Origin of the sequence: Veillonella seminalis (genome assembly GCF_003992065.1) — a bacterium.
Lineage (GTDB): Bacteria > Bacillota > Negativicutes > Veillonellales > Veillonellaceae > Veillonella_A > Veillonella_A seminalis.
The window spans coordinates 13,884-30,569 of sequence record NZ_RQUZ01000008.1 but is presented as its reverse complement, the minus strand read 5'-3'; the positions used below and the strand labels follow the sequence as shown (position 1 = coordinate 30,569).

General features: G+C 41.7%; 12 protein-coding genes, 1 pseudogene, 1 riboswitch and 1 other annotated feature. Of the genes and pseudogenes, 12 read left to right on the top strand and 1 reads right to left on the bottom strand.

Features of this window, described 5'->3' with window-relative positions; genetic code table 11:
- Nucleotides 1-24: 24 nt before the first annotated feature.
- The 3 genes from EO126_RS06385 to EO126_RS11115 all read left to right on the top strand — a co-directional run bounded on the left by EO126_RS06385 (nucleotide 25) and on the right by EO126_RS11115 (nucleotide 2,014).
- Nucleotides 25-498 carry a NanQ anomerase/TabA/YiaL family protein gene (locus EO126_RS06385; protein WP_006555977.1) on the top strand — a complete coding sequence of 158 codons (474 nt, stop codon included), beginning with the start codon at nucleotides 25-27 and terminating at the stop codon, nucleotides 496-498.
- Nucleotides 499-677: 179 nt separating this feature from the next.
- A complete protein-coding gene (locus EO126_RS06380; protein WP_006555978.1) occupies nucleotides 678-1,571 on the top strand; it encodes a DMT family transporter in 894 nt (297 codons plus the stop codon).
- A gap of 269 nt (nucleotides 1,572-1,840) precedes the next feature.
- Nucleotides 1,841-2,014 (top strand): ArsR/SmtB family transcription factor, encoded by a 174-nt coding sequence (locus tag EO126_RS11115; RefSeq protein WP_330939565.1) that lies wholly within the window; start codon nucleotides 1,841-1,843, stop codon nucleotides 2,012-2,014.
- A gap of 63 nt (nucleotides 2,015-2,077) precedes the next feature.
- Here the strand turns inward: EO126_RS11115 and EO126_RS06370 are convergent, their stop codons facing one another.
- Entirely contained in the window at nucleotides 2,078-3,259 is a 1,182-nt protein-coding gene (locus tag EO126_RS06370) for an MFS transporter (protein WP_006555980.1), read from the bottom strand.
- A gap of 177 nt (nucleotides 3,260-3,436) precedes the next feature.
- Nucleotides 3,437-3,636, top strand: a binding site (T-box leader).
- 39 nt (nucleotides 3,637-3,675) lie between these two features.
- Between EO126_RS06370 and ileS the strand changes: the two genes are divergently transcribed.
- The 9 genes and pseudogenes from ileS to EO126_RS06325 all read left to right on the top strand — a co-directional run bounded on the left by ileS (nucleotide 3,676) and on the right by EO126_RS06325 (nucleotide 16,459).
- Nucleotides 3,676-6,510 (top strand): isoleucine--tRNA ligase, encoded by a 2,835-nt coding sequence (gene ileS / locus EO126_RS06365; RefSeq protein WP_127008044.1) that lies wholly within the window; start codon nucleotides 3,676-3,678, stop codon nucleotides 6,508-6,510.
- 314 nt (nucleotides 6,511-6,824) lie between these two features.
- Nucleotides 6,825-7,202, top strand: coding sequence for a hypothetical protein (locus EO126_RS06360; protein ID WP_127008042.1), 378 nt, complete (start codon nucleotides 6,825-6,827; stop codon nucleotides 7,200-7,202).
- 343 nt (nucleotides 7,203-7,545) lie between these two features.
- Entirely contained in the window at nucleotides 7,546-8,433 is an 888-nt protein-coding gene (locus tag EO126_RS06355; protein ID WP_006555983.1) for a Cof-type HAD-IIB family hydrolase, read from the top strand.
- A 119-nt stretch (nucleotides 8,434-8,552) separates the two neighbouring features.
- Nucleotides 8,553-8,732, top strand: a pseudogene (locus tag EO126_RS06350) (4Fe-4S binding protein); the annotation flags it as partial.
- A gap of 812 nt (nucleotides 8,733-9,544) precedes the next feature.
- Nucleotides 9,545-9,772 (top strand): hypothetical protein, encoded by a 228-nt coding sequence (locus EO126_RS06345; protein ID WP_006555985.1) that lies wholly within the window; start codon nucleotides 9,545-9,547, stop codon nucleotides 9,770-9,772.
- Nucleotides 9,760-10,719 carry an iron chelate uptake ABC transporter family permease subunit gene (locus tag EO126_RS06340; protein ID WP_006555986.1) on the top strand — a complete coding sequence of 320 codons (960 nt, stop codon included), beginning with the start codon at nucleotides 9,760-9,762 and terminating at the stop codon, nucleotides 10,717-10,719. The genes EO126_RS06345 and EO126_RS06340 overlap by 13 nt, the downstream gene beginning before the upstream one ends.
- Entirely contained in the window at nucleotides 10,716-11,243 is a 528-nt protein-coding gene (locus tag EO126_RS06335) for a TroA family protein (RefSeq protein WP_006555987.1), read from the top strand. Before EO126_RS06340 ends, EO126_RS06335 begins: the two co-directional genes overlap by 4 nt.
- A 140-nt stretch (nucleotides 11,244-11,383) precedes the next feature.
- Nucleotides 11,384-11,485, top strand: a riboswitch (TPP riboswitch).
- A gap of 123 nt (nucleotides 11,486-11,608) precedes the next feature.
- Nucleotides 11,609-12,964: a phosphomethylpyrimidine synthase ThiC gene (gene thiC / locus EO126_RS06330; protein WP_006555988.1), complete on the top strand. Its 1,356-nt coding sequence runs from the start codon at nucleotides 11,609-11,611 to the stop codon at nucleotides 12,962-12,964.
- A gap of 480 nt (nucleotides 12,965-13,444) precedes the next feature.
- A complete protein-coding gene (locus EO126_RS06325; protein WP_006555989.1) occupies nucleotides 13,445-16,459 on the top strand; it encodes a beta strand repeat-containing protein in 3,015 nt (1,004 codons plus the stop codon).
- The last annotated feature ends 227 nt before the right edge of the window (nucleotides 16,460-16,686 follow it).

Here is a 16,686-nt window from a genome sequence, read left to right as displayed (position 1 = left end):
GTAAAAAGAAGAAAGGTTTTTATCATGATATTCGGTAATGTTAACGTAAACTACAAAGGTCTCGGTTATTCTCCTGTGTTGGTAAAAGTACTTGATTGGTTGAAGACGACGGATATTAAAAAATTGGAATTAGGCCGTCATGATATTGATGGTGATAATATTTTTGCTTTGGTACAAGATGTAACGACTAAAAAAATGGCTGATACAAGACCTGAAGCACACAAGAAATACTTAGATGTGCAATTTGTAGTGGATGGACAGGAAAAGATGGGTTTTGTTCCGGACTATGGTATTGAAAAAGTAGTTGAAGCACATGATGATAAAGACTTGTACTTCTACGCTTCCGAAATCAGTGATGAAGCCTTCGTATTGGCTACTTCCGGATCCTATGTAATTTTCTTCCCTGAAGATATTCATCGTCCATGCTGTGCCGTTAATGATGAACCTTCCCGCGTATTAAAAGTTGTAGTTAAAGTAGCCATGGATTTATTGGCTTGATAGGACTTTTATAATTTGTTACAATGACAATAATTAAAGAACGACCGGCTTATTGCCGGTCGTTTTTATCCATTTAATTGTATGAAGACTCAAAATGAGTTGCCGGTACCGTATTTTTGGGCGGTATCATGTGGTTATGAATCAGCGATAGATGTTGTCATGATGTAAAGGATAGTAGTATGGATAGACAGTTTTTAGTTGGTATCGGCTTGACGCTAATGGGTGGCATTTTATGGGGCCTGTCGGGAACCTCGTCACAATTTTTACAACAACAGCGTGGCATTACGCCGGAATGGCTGCTGGTAGTACGCTTATTAATTTCCGGTGTAGTTACGGTAATGGCAGCTTACTGTCAAGGTCGCGGTAAAATTTTTGAAGTGTTTAAAACACCGAAAGATGTAGTCGGTGTCTTGGTATTTGGCTTGCTCGGCATGGCTTTATGTCAATATGCCTATTTTCGTTCCATTTATTACGCCGGTGCCGGAATTGCTACGGTGTTACAGTATTTAGCACCGATTATTATTGTTGTGTATATGGCGGTACGTTATTTAAAATTGCCGTCACCCGGTGAGGCTATCAGTATTGTGTTGGCTACCATAGGAACGGCCATGATTGCTTTACAGGGCAAGTTATCATTCGAAGGAATTGATGAAAAGGTTCTCTTTTGGGGCTTGCTTTCTGCCGTAGCGGTAGCCATTTACAGTGTTCAGCCGGTATCATTGTTACGGCGTTACGGTACAGGTCCGATTGTCGGGTTCGCCATGCTGTTTTCAGGAATTATAATTACACCGTGGGCGAAACCGTTTGATGTTCCCGGTGATTGGGATATGTGGACGTATATCGCTCTATTTAATGTGGTTGTACTGGGAACGATTATTTCCTTCAATGCCTATTTGGAAGGGGTACGCCGTATCGGCGCCGTAAAGGGTTCCGTGTTGTCGTCCATAGAACCGATTTCAGCAGCCTTATTGGGGTGGGCTCTATTAGGCAGTGAGTTTTTAATCACTGATATTATTGGGTTTGTCCTTATTTTATCAACTGTATTCATTTTGGCTTCAGAGAAGAGTAAATAGATAGAATCAAAAGAATTGGTGTTATTGTATGCTGCATTCTAATCGTTTTATTGTTAAATATATAGAGATATTTAAATGATGCATATTGACATATCTAAAAAATAAGATATAATTAAGACATGACTAATAAACAACTACAAGATATTTTTAAAGCTCTATCTAATGAAAGCCGCCTAAAAATTTTACAATGGTTAAAAGAACCGTCGAAACACTTCCCGCCCCAGGGATTTCATATGACTGAGGAAGACTCGTTTGAAGGAGGAGTCTGTGTGGGGAGCATTCAAGAAAAATTAGGTATTTCCCAATCGGCTGTATCCCATTATTTGGATTTGATGCAACGAGCAGGTTTGTTGGAGTCAGCTCGCTTCGGTAAATGGACGTATTATCGTCGTAATGAATCGATGATAGAGAGCTTTAAGGCAGAAATTAATAGTACGCTTTAAATAAAAGGCAGTTTTGGCTGCTTTTTATTTTTGTTAATATATCTATATTTCGAGATAAAATGATTAATCTCTTAGCTTTATATATACCCAGGCCGCATTGGCTAAGAATAAGAGGCCGGTTCCGCAGAAAAGAGCGGTAAAACCAAATTGCCCCATAAAGAGGGCACCGCCCACAGACCCTAAGAAATAACCGAGAAACTGAGTGGTCTGAGTATAGGAGAAGACCTGGCCGGAAATTTCTTTAGGCGTATGACGTGAAATATAGGTGTTGAGTGACGGTAATAAACCGGCAAGGCCTATACCTGTTAAAAAGCGTAGAATGCCAAGTTCCAAGGCCGAGGTAACATAGGCTTGCGGAATGGTAACGAGTGCTACATAGATAAGCGAGCCAATGAGAATAGGTCGAGGACCGATGCGATCAATCCATTTGCCCATGTAGGAACTGCTGAACATTTGGGCAAAACCTGTGGAGGCAAAGACAATACCTGCCAGAGAAGCCACTTGAGCCGTATTCGGCGGCAAGATTTCTTTTAAATAAACCGTAATAATCGGCTGTAAGCTCATCATAGATAATGCATAGATGAACGTGGAGACAGCCACGATTAATAATTCGTGGAAGTCCGGTAATTGACGCCGTAATTCAGCGAAACTATGTGGCACTTTGTCAGGTTGCGGTGTAAAGGCTTCGTGAACAAAGAAAAAGATGAGCAAAAAAGCGGCGCCTAAGAAACAGGCTATAATGAAGAATGAGAAGCGGACGCCAAAGGTATCGGCTAAGTAACCGCCTATCAACGGACCGATTAGTGAGCCGGCTAAATTAGACGAGGCTAATATGGATAGAGCCCAGCCGGTTTTCTCTTCCGGAGTTTCCGCAGCTACGAGAATAATGGAGCCTGAGAAAAAGCCGGATACGGTTCCGTGTAAGAGACGTACCAGAACGAGTTGAGTCGGTGTTTGGACGAAGCACATGAGTAAATTGCAGATCATCATCCCAAAACTGGCTCTTAATAATGAGAGTTTGCGACCTTTGCGGTCCGCTAAGCGCCCCCAATAGGGAGAAACTATAGCAACCACCAAATAGGTGATGCCCATGGCGAGACCTGACCAATAGGCTGTTTCATTTGTGGCGGTGACACCCAGTTCGTTTAGATAAATCGGCAGGAGAGGGGCTAATTGACTGAGACCTAATGCCGATAAGAACGCACCGAAGAAACAAATGTATACAGTACGTTGCCAAGCGAGCATATAAATCCTCCTTTTAGAGTTGTTAGTAGATGTGTTAATTATACACTTTTTTTACAAAAAGTACATGTGAAATGACTTGACAAAATGAAGGTACTTCTCTATACTCTAGCTAAGGCAAAATACCATAGCAAATCGCTATGGGTATTTTAGTTATAAGAAAATTTTTTACACATATGATAGAATGCGATGACAAAGACGGTTATTTCGGGTAGTTCTCAGCGAGCTGACAGATGGTGCGAGGTCAGTGAATGAAGAAATAACGAATCACTTGGGAGCATATGAAGTTTCGACTTTATCGGTGAGCACCGTTATATGCGTGAGTGGCTCTTTTTAGAGTCAGTAGGGTGGTACCACGGACTATCGCGTTCGTCCCTTCGGGGATGAGCGCTTTTTTTATTATTGAGAGGAGAGTATTTATGGATTACGGCAAAACTTTGCATTTGCCCGCAACAGAATTCCCTATGCGCGGCAATTTACCAAAACGGGAACCTGAGTATTTAAAATTCTGGGAAGACAATAAAATCTATGAAAAACGCTTGGAATTAAGAAAAGGCAATAAGAGCTTTGTATTGCATGACGGACCTCCGTATGCAAACGGCAAACTTCATATCGGCCATGCTCTTAACAAAACGTTAAAAGATATCATCATGAAATACAAAACCATGCAGGGTTACTATACTCCATACATTCCCGGCTGGGATACGCATGGTTTGCCAATCGAACATGCCATCATCAAAAATACAGGCCTCAACCGTCATGAAATGAGTCCTTTGGACCTTCGCGCTAAATGTAAAGAATACGCTTTGCAGTGCGTGGAAGAACAGAAAAAAGACTTCATCCGTTTCGGTGTGCTTGGTCGTTTTGAAGATCCGTATTTGACTTTGAAACCTGCTTTTGAAGTTAAACAGCTCGGTATCTTCGGTGAAATGGCTAAACGCGGCTACATCTATAAAGGCCTTAAAACTGTTTACTGGTGTACTCACTGCGAAACAGCTTTGGCTGAAGCGGAAATCGAATACCATGAAAAGAAATCCTTCTCTATCTATGTAAAATATGCGTATGTAGACGAAGTAAAACGCACCTTGCCGGAAAATGTGGATCCTGCTAAAGCGTATGCCGTAATCTGGACAACTACGCCTTGGACATTACCTGCATCCCAGGCAATCTCCGTAAATCCGGACCTCGAATATGCATGGGTTCAGGTTGGTGATGAATACTACTTGATGGCCGTAGAACTCGTTGAATCCGCTATGAAAGATGCACAAGTTGAAGACTACAAAGTAGTTAAAACATTCCCTGGTTCCGATTTGGAATTGGCTACCTTCAAGCATCCATTCGTTAACCGTGAAGTTAAAGTGTTATTGGGGGACCATGTAACGCTTGAAGCCGGTACCGGTTGCGTTCATACCGCTCCTGCACACGGCGAAGAAGACTTTGGCATTTTTCAAAAATATAATAAAGAAGGCAAAATCAATACAGAAATCCTTTCCTTCGTTAATGCTACCGGTAACTATGTAGCCGCTGTAGATAACGATCGTTACGGTGATACGGAAGAAATGTTGGCCGGCAAAGAGATTCATGAAGCCGAAGTGCCTGTCTTGAAAATCTTGGCTCATAACGGTGCTTTATTACATAAAGGTACTTTGCGTCACCAATACGCACACTGCTGGCGTTGTAAAAATCCGGTAATCTATCGTGCGACTGAACAGTGGTTCTCTTCCGTTGACGGTTACCGTAAAGCAGCTCTTGATGTTATCGACAATCAGGTACAGTGGATCCCTAAATGGGGCCATGACCGCATCTACAATATGATCGCGGACCGCGGGGACTGGGTAATCTCCCGTCAACGTGTATGGGGCGTGCCAATCCCTGTATTCTACTGCGATTCTTGCGGCGATTATGTAGTCAACGATGACACTATCAAATCCGTTCAGGCTTGGGTTGCCAAAGAAGGCTCCGATGCTTGGTGGAATCATACGGCTAAGGAATTATTACCTGAAGGTTTCACTTGCCCTCATTGCGGTCATGGTGAATTCCATAAAGAAACAGATATCATGGACGTTTGGTTCGACAGCGGTTCTTCTTGGGCCGGCGTTTTGGAAAACGAAGGTCTTGATGTACCATGCGCTATGTATCTTGAAGGTTCCGACCAACATCGCGGTTGGTTCAACTCTTCCTTGCTCACCAGCGTAGCTACAACCGGTCAAGCACCTTACAACTCCGTATTGACTCATGGCTTCGTAGTGGACGGCGAAGGTCGTAAAATGTCCAAATCCGTAGGTAATACGGTGGCTCCTTCCGATATCATTGATGTATACGGTGCCGATGTAATGCGTCTTTGGGTATCCTCCGCGGATTACCAGGGTGACGTTCGTTTGTCCAAAGATATCGTAAAACAGTTATCCGAAGTATATCGTAAGATTCGTAACACATTCCGCTTCTTATTGGGCAACTTGGATGATTTCAATCCAAATACGGATAAAGTGGCTTATGAAAACTTGTCTGAAATCGACAAATGGGCACTCCTTCGTTTAGAAGAAGTACGCCGCAAAGTTACGGAAGCGTATGAAAACTATGAATTCCATATCTTGTATCATACAATCCATAACTTCTGTACGGTTGATCTCAGCTCCTTCTACTTAGACGTAATGAAAGACACTATGTATGCTGAAAAAGCGACAGCTCAAGTTCGTCGTAGCGCTCAGACTGCTATGTACGAAATCGTAGCAACCTTAGTGCGTATGGTAGCTCCGGTTCTTTCCTTCACGGCTGAAGAAGTATGGCAGTACATGCCAAAAGAAGAAGGTATGCGTGAAAGCGTAATGCTTGAAGATTGGCCTACCGGCAAAGAAGTTCATTATGACGAAGCGTTGGCTGAAAAATGGAGCCACCTCTTAGATCTTCGCTCTGAACTTACTAAAGCTTTGGAAACTGCTCGTCAGGACAAAGTTATCGGTCACTCCTTGGATGCATCCATCACTGTATATGCTGATGGTGATGCGTTCAAACGTTTGAATGAAGTAAAAGATCAATTGGCTGCTTTACTCATCGTAAGTGAAGCGTACTTGGTAGAAGGTCGCGATTCGGCTCCGGCTGAAGCGGTTGCTACCGAAGAAGGTCACTTGAGCGTGGTTGTAAAACCTAGCGAATATGAAAAATGCGAACGCTGCTGGATTCATCGTGAAACAGTAGGGCAGAATGCGGAACATCCTACATTGTGCCACCGTTGCGTAGATGTATTAACTAAATAATTTTCGAGCGTATATGCTCGTTAGATGAAAAAGATAAGTCATCTCCCTTGCTCCTAGCCTACAGCTTCGCTGATAGGAAAAGTCGCTTCGGAAGATGGCTTATCTTTTTTTCGCTTGGAACGATAGCGCTGTACGCTCGAAAATTATTTAGTGGGGAGGGGAGACGCAGCATTGCTTCGCTCGCTGCGTATAGTGAATTTGAGGGAGTTGTTTTGTTATATAAAATGATTGTATGCCTACAATATACTTTTGTAGTATAATCAAAATAATGATGAGTAAAGGTTTCAGTTAGTGTTTGGTATTGGGGGTAGAGGATGAGGTGTTTACGTGTTTTTTTAATAGGAATATTATTGTTGGGAGCTTTTTCGCTAAATAGTATTTCGTCAGCTACGGATTGGGATTATATCGGAAAAAATGTCAAAGGTACGATGCTTTTTATAGATAAAGATAGTGCTGAGCTTAATAGTGAGTACACAAAAGTATGGGTTAAAATGTCGTATCCGGAAGGGGCATCTGATGTATTTTTAGTTGCACTCGATCGCCGTGCGAAGATGATCCATTATTTTTCCTATGCTGTTTATGATAAGGATGGGGTAATCATCAGTGCCGGGGATTTCTATGATGGGTGGAAACATATCGTACCGGAATCAGGCATGGAAGCGGTGTATAAAGCAATTTGGCCGTTTAACTAAATAGTCTCTGAGCATTTTGCTCTGAGTGAAAAGGAGAATACATCTTCCTTGCTCTCAGCCTATCGCTTCGCGAGTAGGAAAGGTCGCTTCGGAAGATGTATTCTCCTTTTTCTGCCCAGAGTACGGGAGCGCTGTTGCTCAGAGGTTATTTAGGTTCTTTCCGCATTGCTTCGCTCGCTATGGAAGATAAATAAGTGAATTTTTTTTAAGAAATAGTTCAACTGATGTATATTTGTGTATGATATAATTAGTAGTAAAGGTATTAAATTATAAGGTAATCGGTGATGACGTTATGAGTTCTTTACCGAAATGATATATAAGATGATGTTGACGGAGGTTTTGAATGGCAGCGGATATTACAACTTTTGATAAGAAATTTTTAAAAAAGCCGATTAAGTTAATTGTTTCTGATGTTGACGGTACGTTGGTGGATACGGATAAGCATATCAGTGATGTGACGGTTCAGGCCATGAAGGAAGCTATGGCAGAAGGTATTACGGTAGCGGTAGCCAGCGGTCGTGCATTTGGGGAGATGGGCGAGGTTCTTCAGCGTTTGCCTGAAATTGAAGAGTATATTTGCAGTAACGGTGCTGTAGTTGTGGAACAAAAAGGCAATCAGTCCAAAGTAATATTCCATCAGTCTTTCAGTAATGAAGAAGGTTTGTGGTTATTGGATCAGTTATTGCCGTTTGAGGTATATATTGAAGCGTATGGCGGTAAAGATATTTACGGTTCAGCCAATGAAATGGAAGCGTTTGCCGCAAATTTGTCGCCCCATTTGATTCCCCTCATGAAGGCAAGTCGTACGATGGTGCCAAATTTGCGCGATTATATCGTAGAAACAGGTATGGATTTGGAAAAAATCCAGTTGTTCTATGGAACGGAAGTTAAAAAGCAAGCTATTTTAAAACACTTTGAAGGTGATGATCGTTTCACGATTATCCAATCCAGTGAAGGTAACTTAGAGTTCGTTCAACCTGGTATCAGTAAAGGTCGTGCTGTTGAAGCATTGGCTAATGAATTGAGAATTACGGCCGATGAAGTAATGACAATTGGTGACAGTAATAATGATTTGACGATGCTCGCTTATGCAGGTGTATCTTTTGCCATGGCTAATGGTGAGGATACGACAAAAGCAACAGCCAAATACTTGGCACCGACGAATGATGAAGATGGCGTAGCGCAGGTAGTACGTGAAGTTGTAGCGGCCTCCAAAGAGTTGGTGAAATAATGAATGGTAAGGAAGAGGATTCGACCGGGATTGAAATTTACAAGGGCGAAGCCTCAAGCGAAATTAAGCCATGTAAGGACACGTCTCAAGTCGGGGCTAAGGCCGAAGTAAGTTGGCGCTTTGTAGTAAATGGCGAGCGATGTGTCAAGTGCGGTGCCTGCGCCATGGATTGTCCGGTACAAATTATCGTGGAACAATTGCAGCAGTTTTTTATAGGCAATGGTTGTATAGGTTGCGGCGATTGTTATGAAATTTGTCCGGTAGGCGCTATTGAACGCGTAAAATCAGATAAATGCTAAAGGTGCAAATCGAACAAATAGTAAATCTGCAAATCGATTAAATAATAATTATGCAAGTTGAATGAGTAATGCATGTGTGAAATGGAATGAATAATGAGCGTAACATGTGGAATTGTCACATAGCACAAATAGAAAAAGCAGGTTCATTTTATATGAAATGATGACTATAAGCGATTAGCGAGTATGATATGACCGAAAGAGGTCATTAAAATACGGAGCTAATCGCTTTTTATTTTTGAACTATATGCTTATATTTGATCTTCATATTTGCTTTTGAGTTATATTCTTATAATTGATAGATATCTCTTAAAAACTCGCATTTTATTAGTGATAATTATTGTCGGAATAGAGTCTGTTTAAAATGATAAGTAGGAAATCAAGTACTGTTATCTTAAATTTTTGCGTTAAGTTAACAAACTTAATGATAATGAGATGAAGTTGAGTTTTAATTCCTGTTAAACCGGAGGGTGATTTTGAAAAATGAGACTATATAGTGTTTTGAAGGAAGTTTTCATGAGTTGGTATTGACAGTAACTTTCATTTTATATAAAATAATGTATGCAATAGAAGAAAATTTTCTCAATTTTCTAATTTTTAATACATGATAAATGAATGTTAAGTAGCATAGGACAATGTAATAGTTGTAGCCAAAAATTTGGCCTCTTTCGACAAGGTTAGCACTGCGCGACGATTTCAAGCGGCTTGAGTAAGCCGGCAGGTAATAGTACCTAAATTTTTCAGGTAAGTGTTATTGAAATCCGGGACGTATTCTGTTGACCTGTTTTTATGTCATAACGAAATGAGGGTAGTTGATGAATGATGTCGAGTTGACGACACGTCAAGAACGCCTGCAAGAGTTACAGACCGCTACGAAGCATCGCACTGAAACATTGGGCAGTTGGGCCGTACCGGTTCTGACTGCCTTTTTATTTTGCGCAATTATAGGTGCAGTAGCCTTGGGCAGTGTAACAATCTCGGCAGAGCAAGTAATGGCGGTATTAAATACAAAATTGACGCATTTTGGACCATGGGTTCCTTAGCGGATGCAAAGTGGTCAATGCTCGGTTGGCCGGCTATTGTTGTGGGCTGTATGACGGTTTACTTTTTATCTCAAGTTCGAGCGTTGGATGCGCTCCTGTTAGGGGAAGAAATGGCCGTAACGCTGGGGATTAATGCTACGCGCAAACGGTATATTTATATGGCCTGTATGGCACTTTTAACGGGCGTACTCGTATCACAGTGCTGTATTATCGGGTTTGTAGGGCTTATGGGACCAAACGGCTGCGGCAAGTCTACCTTGTTAAAACACTTATATCGGGTACTGCCGATTCAACAGGGTGAGATAACTTTTGACGGTACACCACTCGCAGGGATCCCACTGCGTGAAGCGGCACAGCAAATCGGTGTGATGGGACAGTTTCATGCAGTCAACTTTGATTTCACGGTGTGGCAAATTGTAATGATGGGTCGTACGCCGTATAAAAAAGGTTTTGACGATGATACGGAAGAGGATGCATACCTTGCCATGGAAGCCTTGCAAAAGGTTGGCATGTGGGATAGAGCAAAACGCAGTTTTGCTTCGTTATCCGGTGGGGAACAGCAACGTGTTATGTTGGCTCGAGTGCTTTGCCAACAGCCGTCGTATTTAATCCTAGACGAACCGACGAATCATCTGGATATTACCTATCAGTTGGAACTTTTGGAAGTAATTAAAGGTCTCGGCGTTGGCGTCATTGCGGCACTTCATGACCTGAATTTAGCAGTGCTCTTTTGTGATGAGATTTTTATCATGAAAAAAGGTCAACTTGTGAACCATGGTATGCCGTCAGAGCTTATCAGCGAAGAGCTGATAAGCGATGTGTATGATGTGAAAAGTCTTGTGTCGGCATATGCGGACGGTACTCCGATTGTGACGTATCAACGACAACACATGCCGTTTGACGCGGAGCTGACAGCAAATAACTTCTCGCGTGGTGATGCTACATGATAACACATTGGGAACGCTGGAGTCGGCGCTTAATCGGACTGGCAGCGTTGGGAGCCTTAGTATTGGTTGTGTGGTTTGCGTATACTAACGGCCGTTGGCAACCTGTCGGTGAGGTAAGTGCGAGTCAAGGCGGTACGGTAATTCATAATTTTGACAGTGACGGGAATCCGGTCAGTTTTAATTATGAAAAGCCGCCTAAACGCGTCATTGTGACGTATCCGGGGGCAACGGAACTACTCATTGATTTGGGACTCGAGAATCGTATCGTAGGGACGGTAGCGCCGTACGGTGAAGAGCCGGAACGGTATAGGGACGCGTATAATCGGTTGCCTTTGGTAACTGACAGTTATGTGCCCAGCCGTGAACAAGTCATGGCTTTACAGCCGGATTTGCTGATGGGTTGGTCACATCATTTTACACCGGCCACACTGGGGGATGTGCGACAGTGGTATGAACGAAATATCGGTGTATATATTGTGCCGGCTACGGATCGTCGTCCTGAATACGCTGATATTCGTATGTAATTTCAGATACCTTTATATGACTTGCGATTATTCGTATGTAATTTAAGCGTATTTGCGTGTAAGTGATTGAACGGCAAATTCTTTACCACTTATATGTAGTTGTTTTTCATAATAACCTGTAATATAATGTAAGAAATACACAAAAAAGCTAGGGGAGCCTTATGGCTGAGAAAAGTGCGTGAACACTTGACCCTTGACCTGATTCGGATAATGCCGACGTAGGAAAGCTGTACAGGACTTTTAGAGCTCATCCGCGCGGATGAGCTTTTTATTTTGGCTTTTTTGCGTATATAACTATTTTAGGAGATATCTTTCAAATATATTTCCATGGATTCGCGCTTAGGTATAGCGCAGAGGAGGCTAAAATGAATAGTTCGGAAACTACGGTAAACATGCAGGATGTGCGTTTGGCAAACATTGACGAGTATACAACGCAGATGGATGCGGCTCGTCGCGGCTTGGTAACACCACAGCTTAAGACGGTTGCTGAAAAAGAACAACTGCGTTTGGAAGATTTGATGGAACTTGTTGCATCCGGTCAAGTAGCGATTCCGGCCAATAAAATGCATACCAGTTTGTCGCCGGAAGGGGTGGGCAAGCGTTGTCGTACTAAAATTAACGTAAACCTTGGCGTGTCGCCGGAACACAATAATTTGGACGAAGAATTGGAAAAAGTGCGCAATGCTATTGCCATGAAAGCCGAAGCAATTATGGATTTGTCGAATTTTGGCAAAACTCGTGATTTTCGTTGCAAGTTAATCGATATGTCGACGGCTATGATAGGTACTGTACCGATGTATGATGCGGTGGGTATGCTCGATAAAGATTTAAAAGATATTACGGTAGATGAGTTTTTTGAAGTTGTTGAACAACATGCCAAAGACGGCGTAGACTTTATGACCATTCACTGCGGTATGAATCAAAAAACGGCGCAGCGTATTAAAGACAATCCGCGTTTGACGAATATCGTATCCCGCGGCGGATCGTTGCTCTTTGCCTGGATGGAAATGAACAATCAGGAAAATCCGTTCTACGAATACTATGACCGGTTGCTCGATATTTGTGAAACCTATGATGTAACCTTGAGCCTCGGCGACGCCTGCCGTCCGGGTTGCACCCATGATGCGACTGATGCGGCTCAGATTGAAGAACTTATTACTCTTGGCGAATTAACCAAACGTGCTTGGGAACATAATGTACAGGTTATGATTGAAGGTCCGGGGCACATGGTACTCAACGAAATCGCGGCTAATATGACTTTGGAAAAACGCTTATGTCACGGGGCTCCGTTCTACGTGCTTGGACCTTTGGTAACCGATATTGCACCTGGCTATGACCATATCACGAGTGCTATCGGCGGTGCCATTGCCGGTTCTTGCGGTGCCGACTTCCTTTGCTATGTAACACCGGCTGAACATTTACGTTTGCCAACCGTTGAAGACGTAAAAGAAGGTATCATTGCCACTCGTATTGCCGCTCACGCAGCTGATTTGGCTAAAGGGACTCCGGGTGCTCAGGCTTGGGATGATGCTATGAGTAAAGCTCGTGCGGAAGTGGATTTTGATACGATGATTTCCTTGGCTATCGATCCTGAAAAAGCCCGTCGTTACTATGAATCCAGTAAACCTGAATGCGAAGGCACTTGCACCATGTGTGGTAAAATGTGTCCGGCCCGCACCATGAAACATATCTTGGCAGGGGAAGACGTGTCGATTCGATAGGATGATAGTAAATATAATTTAAAAAATTGATTTTATATAGAAATAATTTAATGTTTTGAATTTAGTGTAATAATAATAAAAAATCCGTGGCATTGCCATGGCTTTTTTGTTTGTAATATATGACTAGCAAGTACTGCTTTTATGAAAATAGCGATAAAACTAATTAATTATGATTAAAATTATGTGATTTTAATATGAAAAACATTAAATAATAATTATTGGTAATATTAAAAATTTGGCTGCTAATAGAAATCATGAGTTTATTTGTTTTGATAAGAATATGACATAACAATGAATTTTTATGGATGGTTTGTATAAAGAATATAAGTGTTTAGTCATATTTTAGGTGAAGTTCTTCATTTATCAAAAAATAAAGATTAATATTTTTGATGAAACGTAGTATAATAAAATTATGGAAAATAATGGAATTTTATATAGTGTTTTAAAAGATGTGGTATGAAGGTGTTAGGAGTGGGTACTATGAGAAAAAATCAGTTACAAAAAGCAGTATTGATGGTTTTAGCGGGAAGTTTAATTGTGGGCGGTGCACAGGCGGCCGATGACGTAGTTGTTGATTCGAATAATAATTTTATTGCTGGGAGTAATGCAACTGTCAGTGATAATACGGAGAATTCAATCGTAATTGGGACAGATGCAAAAACTGTGGCCGGAAAGCCGACTGGGACAATATCGAATGCCGTAGTATTGGGGACTGGAGCATCTACTTATGGCAGCGGTAATGTCGTAATTGGTGCAGGGGCCAAGTCTGAATCTGTTGATGGTAGTTCGACAAATCCTTCCGGTTCAGTTGCTATTGGTTTAAATGCTACGATTACTAACTCAGGCGCAGGAATTACCAATCCTACTAATGCTATTGCTATTGGTAGAAATTCGTTGGTGGAAAAGGTTAATGCTATTGCTATCGGTGATGAAGCCCAGGCATTAAATCAGAACAATGTGTCGATTGGTTTGCAGGCTGGGAAGGGTACAACCGGTTATTATAACTTTGCGCTCGGCTCGGAAGTTGGTCAAAATATACAAGGGGAAGAAAATATTTCCATAGGGCGTTGGGCTAATAATAACAACCCGGATAGTCACAATATTGCTATCGGCTTAAACGCTTTAAATAATCAAAAACAGTGGACAAATACTAGAGTGCCTATTAGCCCAGTTTATTCAAAAGGTGGAAATATAGCTCTAGGTTCTGGGGCTTTAAGTGGAGCTACCAGTGCTAGCAACGTGGCTCTCGGTACTAGAGCCGGTCTTAATATGTATGGTGCCGGTAATGTTATTATGGGGACAGTAGCTGGTGCAAATGCTGGATTGAATGCAGATAATACTACGCAAGGAACGGCATTGACAAACTCTATTATTATGGGGACGCAAGCCGGTAATAATGCCGGTGGTGATCAAGCGGTTATTATTGGTAATTACCAAAATAATGCAGTTGTGGCCAGTAATGTAGTCGCTATTGGTTCGAATTCTAAAGTAACCGGTCAGTTCGGTTTAGGTTTGGGCCATGCTGTTTATAATAATGCAACCTATGGTTTGGCCGTAGGGTCATATACAACCTTAGCCGATACTGCTTTACATTCAGGGGCATTTGGTACCGGGACGTCGTCAAGTAGAACTACCGTATCCGGAGCTAGCTCCTATTCTATTGGTAATAGTAATACGGTAACAGCTGATAAAGCGTTTGTATTAGGTAATAGTGTGACTGCTGATGTGGCTAATTCGGTTACGTTAGGCGATTCTGCTCGTGTTACCGCTGGTAGTGCAATAGGAACAGCTCTATTAACATCGGCTGGTGAATCGGGTGCGACTACAAGTGCCGGTGATACGGGCACGGTAAGCTCAGCAACAGTTAATGGAGTTACTTATAGTGGTTTTGCTGGTGCAACCGCTAATGGTGCGGTAAGTATCGGTGCATCCGGTAGTGAACGACGTCTTCAAAACGTAGCGGCTGGTGAAATTTCCGCGACCAGTACGGATGCTATTAACGGTAGTCAGCTTTACCAAGTTGCTACAGCTGCCAGCACGGCTGCAAAAGGTGCTAAAACTGAAGTAAAATCGACTGATGGAACGGTTTCAATAGTAGGAAAAGCTGATGATAATGACAGTCATATGGTATATGATTTAAGCATAGACAATGCTAAGGTTAATTTGGCATATAAAGCTAATGGCGGATTAGCACAAAGCGTATCGTTGGCTAATGGCCTTAACTTTACAAACGGTACTAATACGACTGCGACAGTAGCAGCTGATGGTGTAGTTAAATATGATTTGAATAAAGATATTACCGTAGATAATATTACAGCCAATACCAGCATCACTGTAGGCGATAAGATAACCATCAATAATGGCGGTATTGATATGGGTGATACCAAAATTACTAATATCGGCGATGGAAGTATAACCGAAGGATCCAAGGATGCTATCAATGGTGGTCAAATTTACAATATTAAACAAGAAATTGAAAATAAAGTAACTAATTCCGTAAAAGGCGCAAAAACAGAAGTAACGTCTAAAAATGGCTCTGTAACGATTGGCACAAGTACCGGTAGTAATGGTCAGACAATTTATGATTTATCGGTTGATGCAGGGGCAACGAATATTGCTTATAAAGCAAACGGTGAAGATGTTCAAAGTGTAAGCTTAGCTAACGGCTTAGATTTCCAAAATGGTAAAAATACAACCGCTACCGTAGGCGCCGATGGTAAAGTTACGTTCGATTTGAATGATAGTATTAATGTAACCAATATTACGGCTACTACAATTACCGGTGATACGATTAATGCGAAAACGATTAATGGCGATACCATTAAAGCGGGCGATACGGTAGTTATCAATAATAACGGAATCGATATGGGCGGTACAAAAATTACCAACATTAGCTCCGGTGATATTAGTAAAGGTTCTACCGATGCAGTAACAGGCGATCAGTTGTTTGAAACAAATCAGAAAATTAATAACTTATCTGGTAGCTACAATCGTTTGAACGATAAGGTTGATAAAGTTGGTGCTGGTGCAGCTGCATTAGCCGGTTTACATCCGTTAGATTTTAATCCGGATGATAAATGGTCATTTGCTGTAGGCTATGGTAATTATAAGAGTGCAGACGCAATGGCTGTAGGTGCCTATTATCAGCCAAATGAAGATACGCTCTTCGGTGTGGCCGGTTCCATGGGTAATGGCGAAAATATGATGAATGCTAGTGTATCGTTCAAAATTGGTCAATCCAGTGGCGTATCTCGCTCTCGTGTAGCTATGGCACAGGAAATTATTGATTTGAAGACCGACAATCAAGATTTACGAAACCAAGTTAATGATTTGGCGGCTAAAGTTAATCAGTTACTAGGGGTAATCCAACAGGGGAATGCTGTGACAACTCCTGATACAGCAGATCGAATTCGTGTTGATCGAATTAGCGGGGAAGATAATGACCGCAATAAAATAGATCGTGTTCGTGTTAATGATGATATTAATACAAAATGATAACCTAAAAAATATATAAAGTAGGGCTATGAATAAATAGTGCTATCAAATAAAAGTAGCTGTGACGCTGGTCGCAGCTATTTTTATTTGATGAGATGTAGGGGTATAAGAGAGTGTTTAACACTGTGTGCAATAGGCAAGTAAGGAGAGACGATTGTACATTACCATTTATTTAGGCGAGACCTTGCATTCTATGGTATAATATTATATTGAATAAACACGCAATA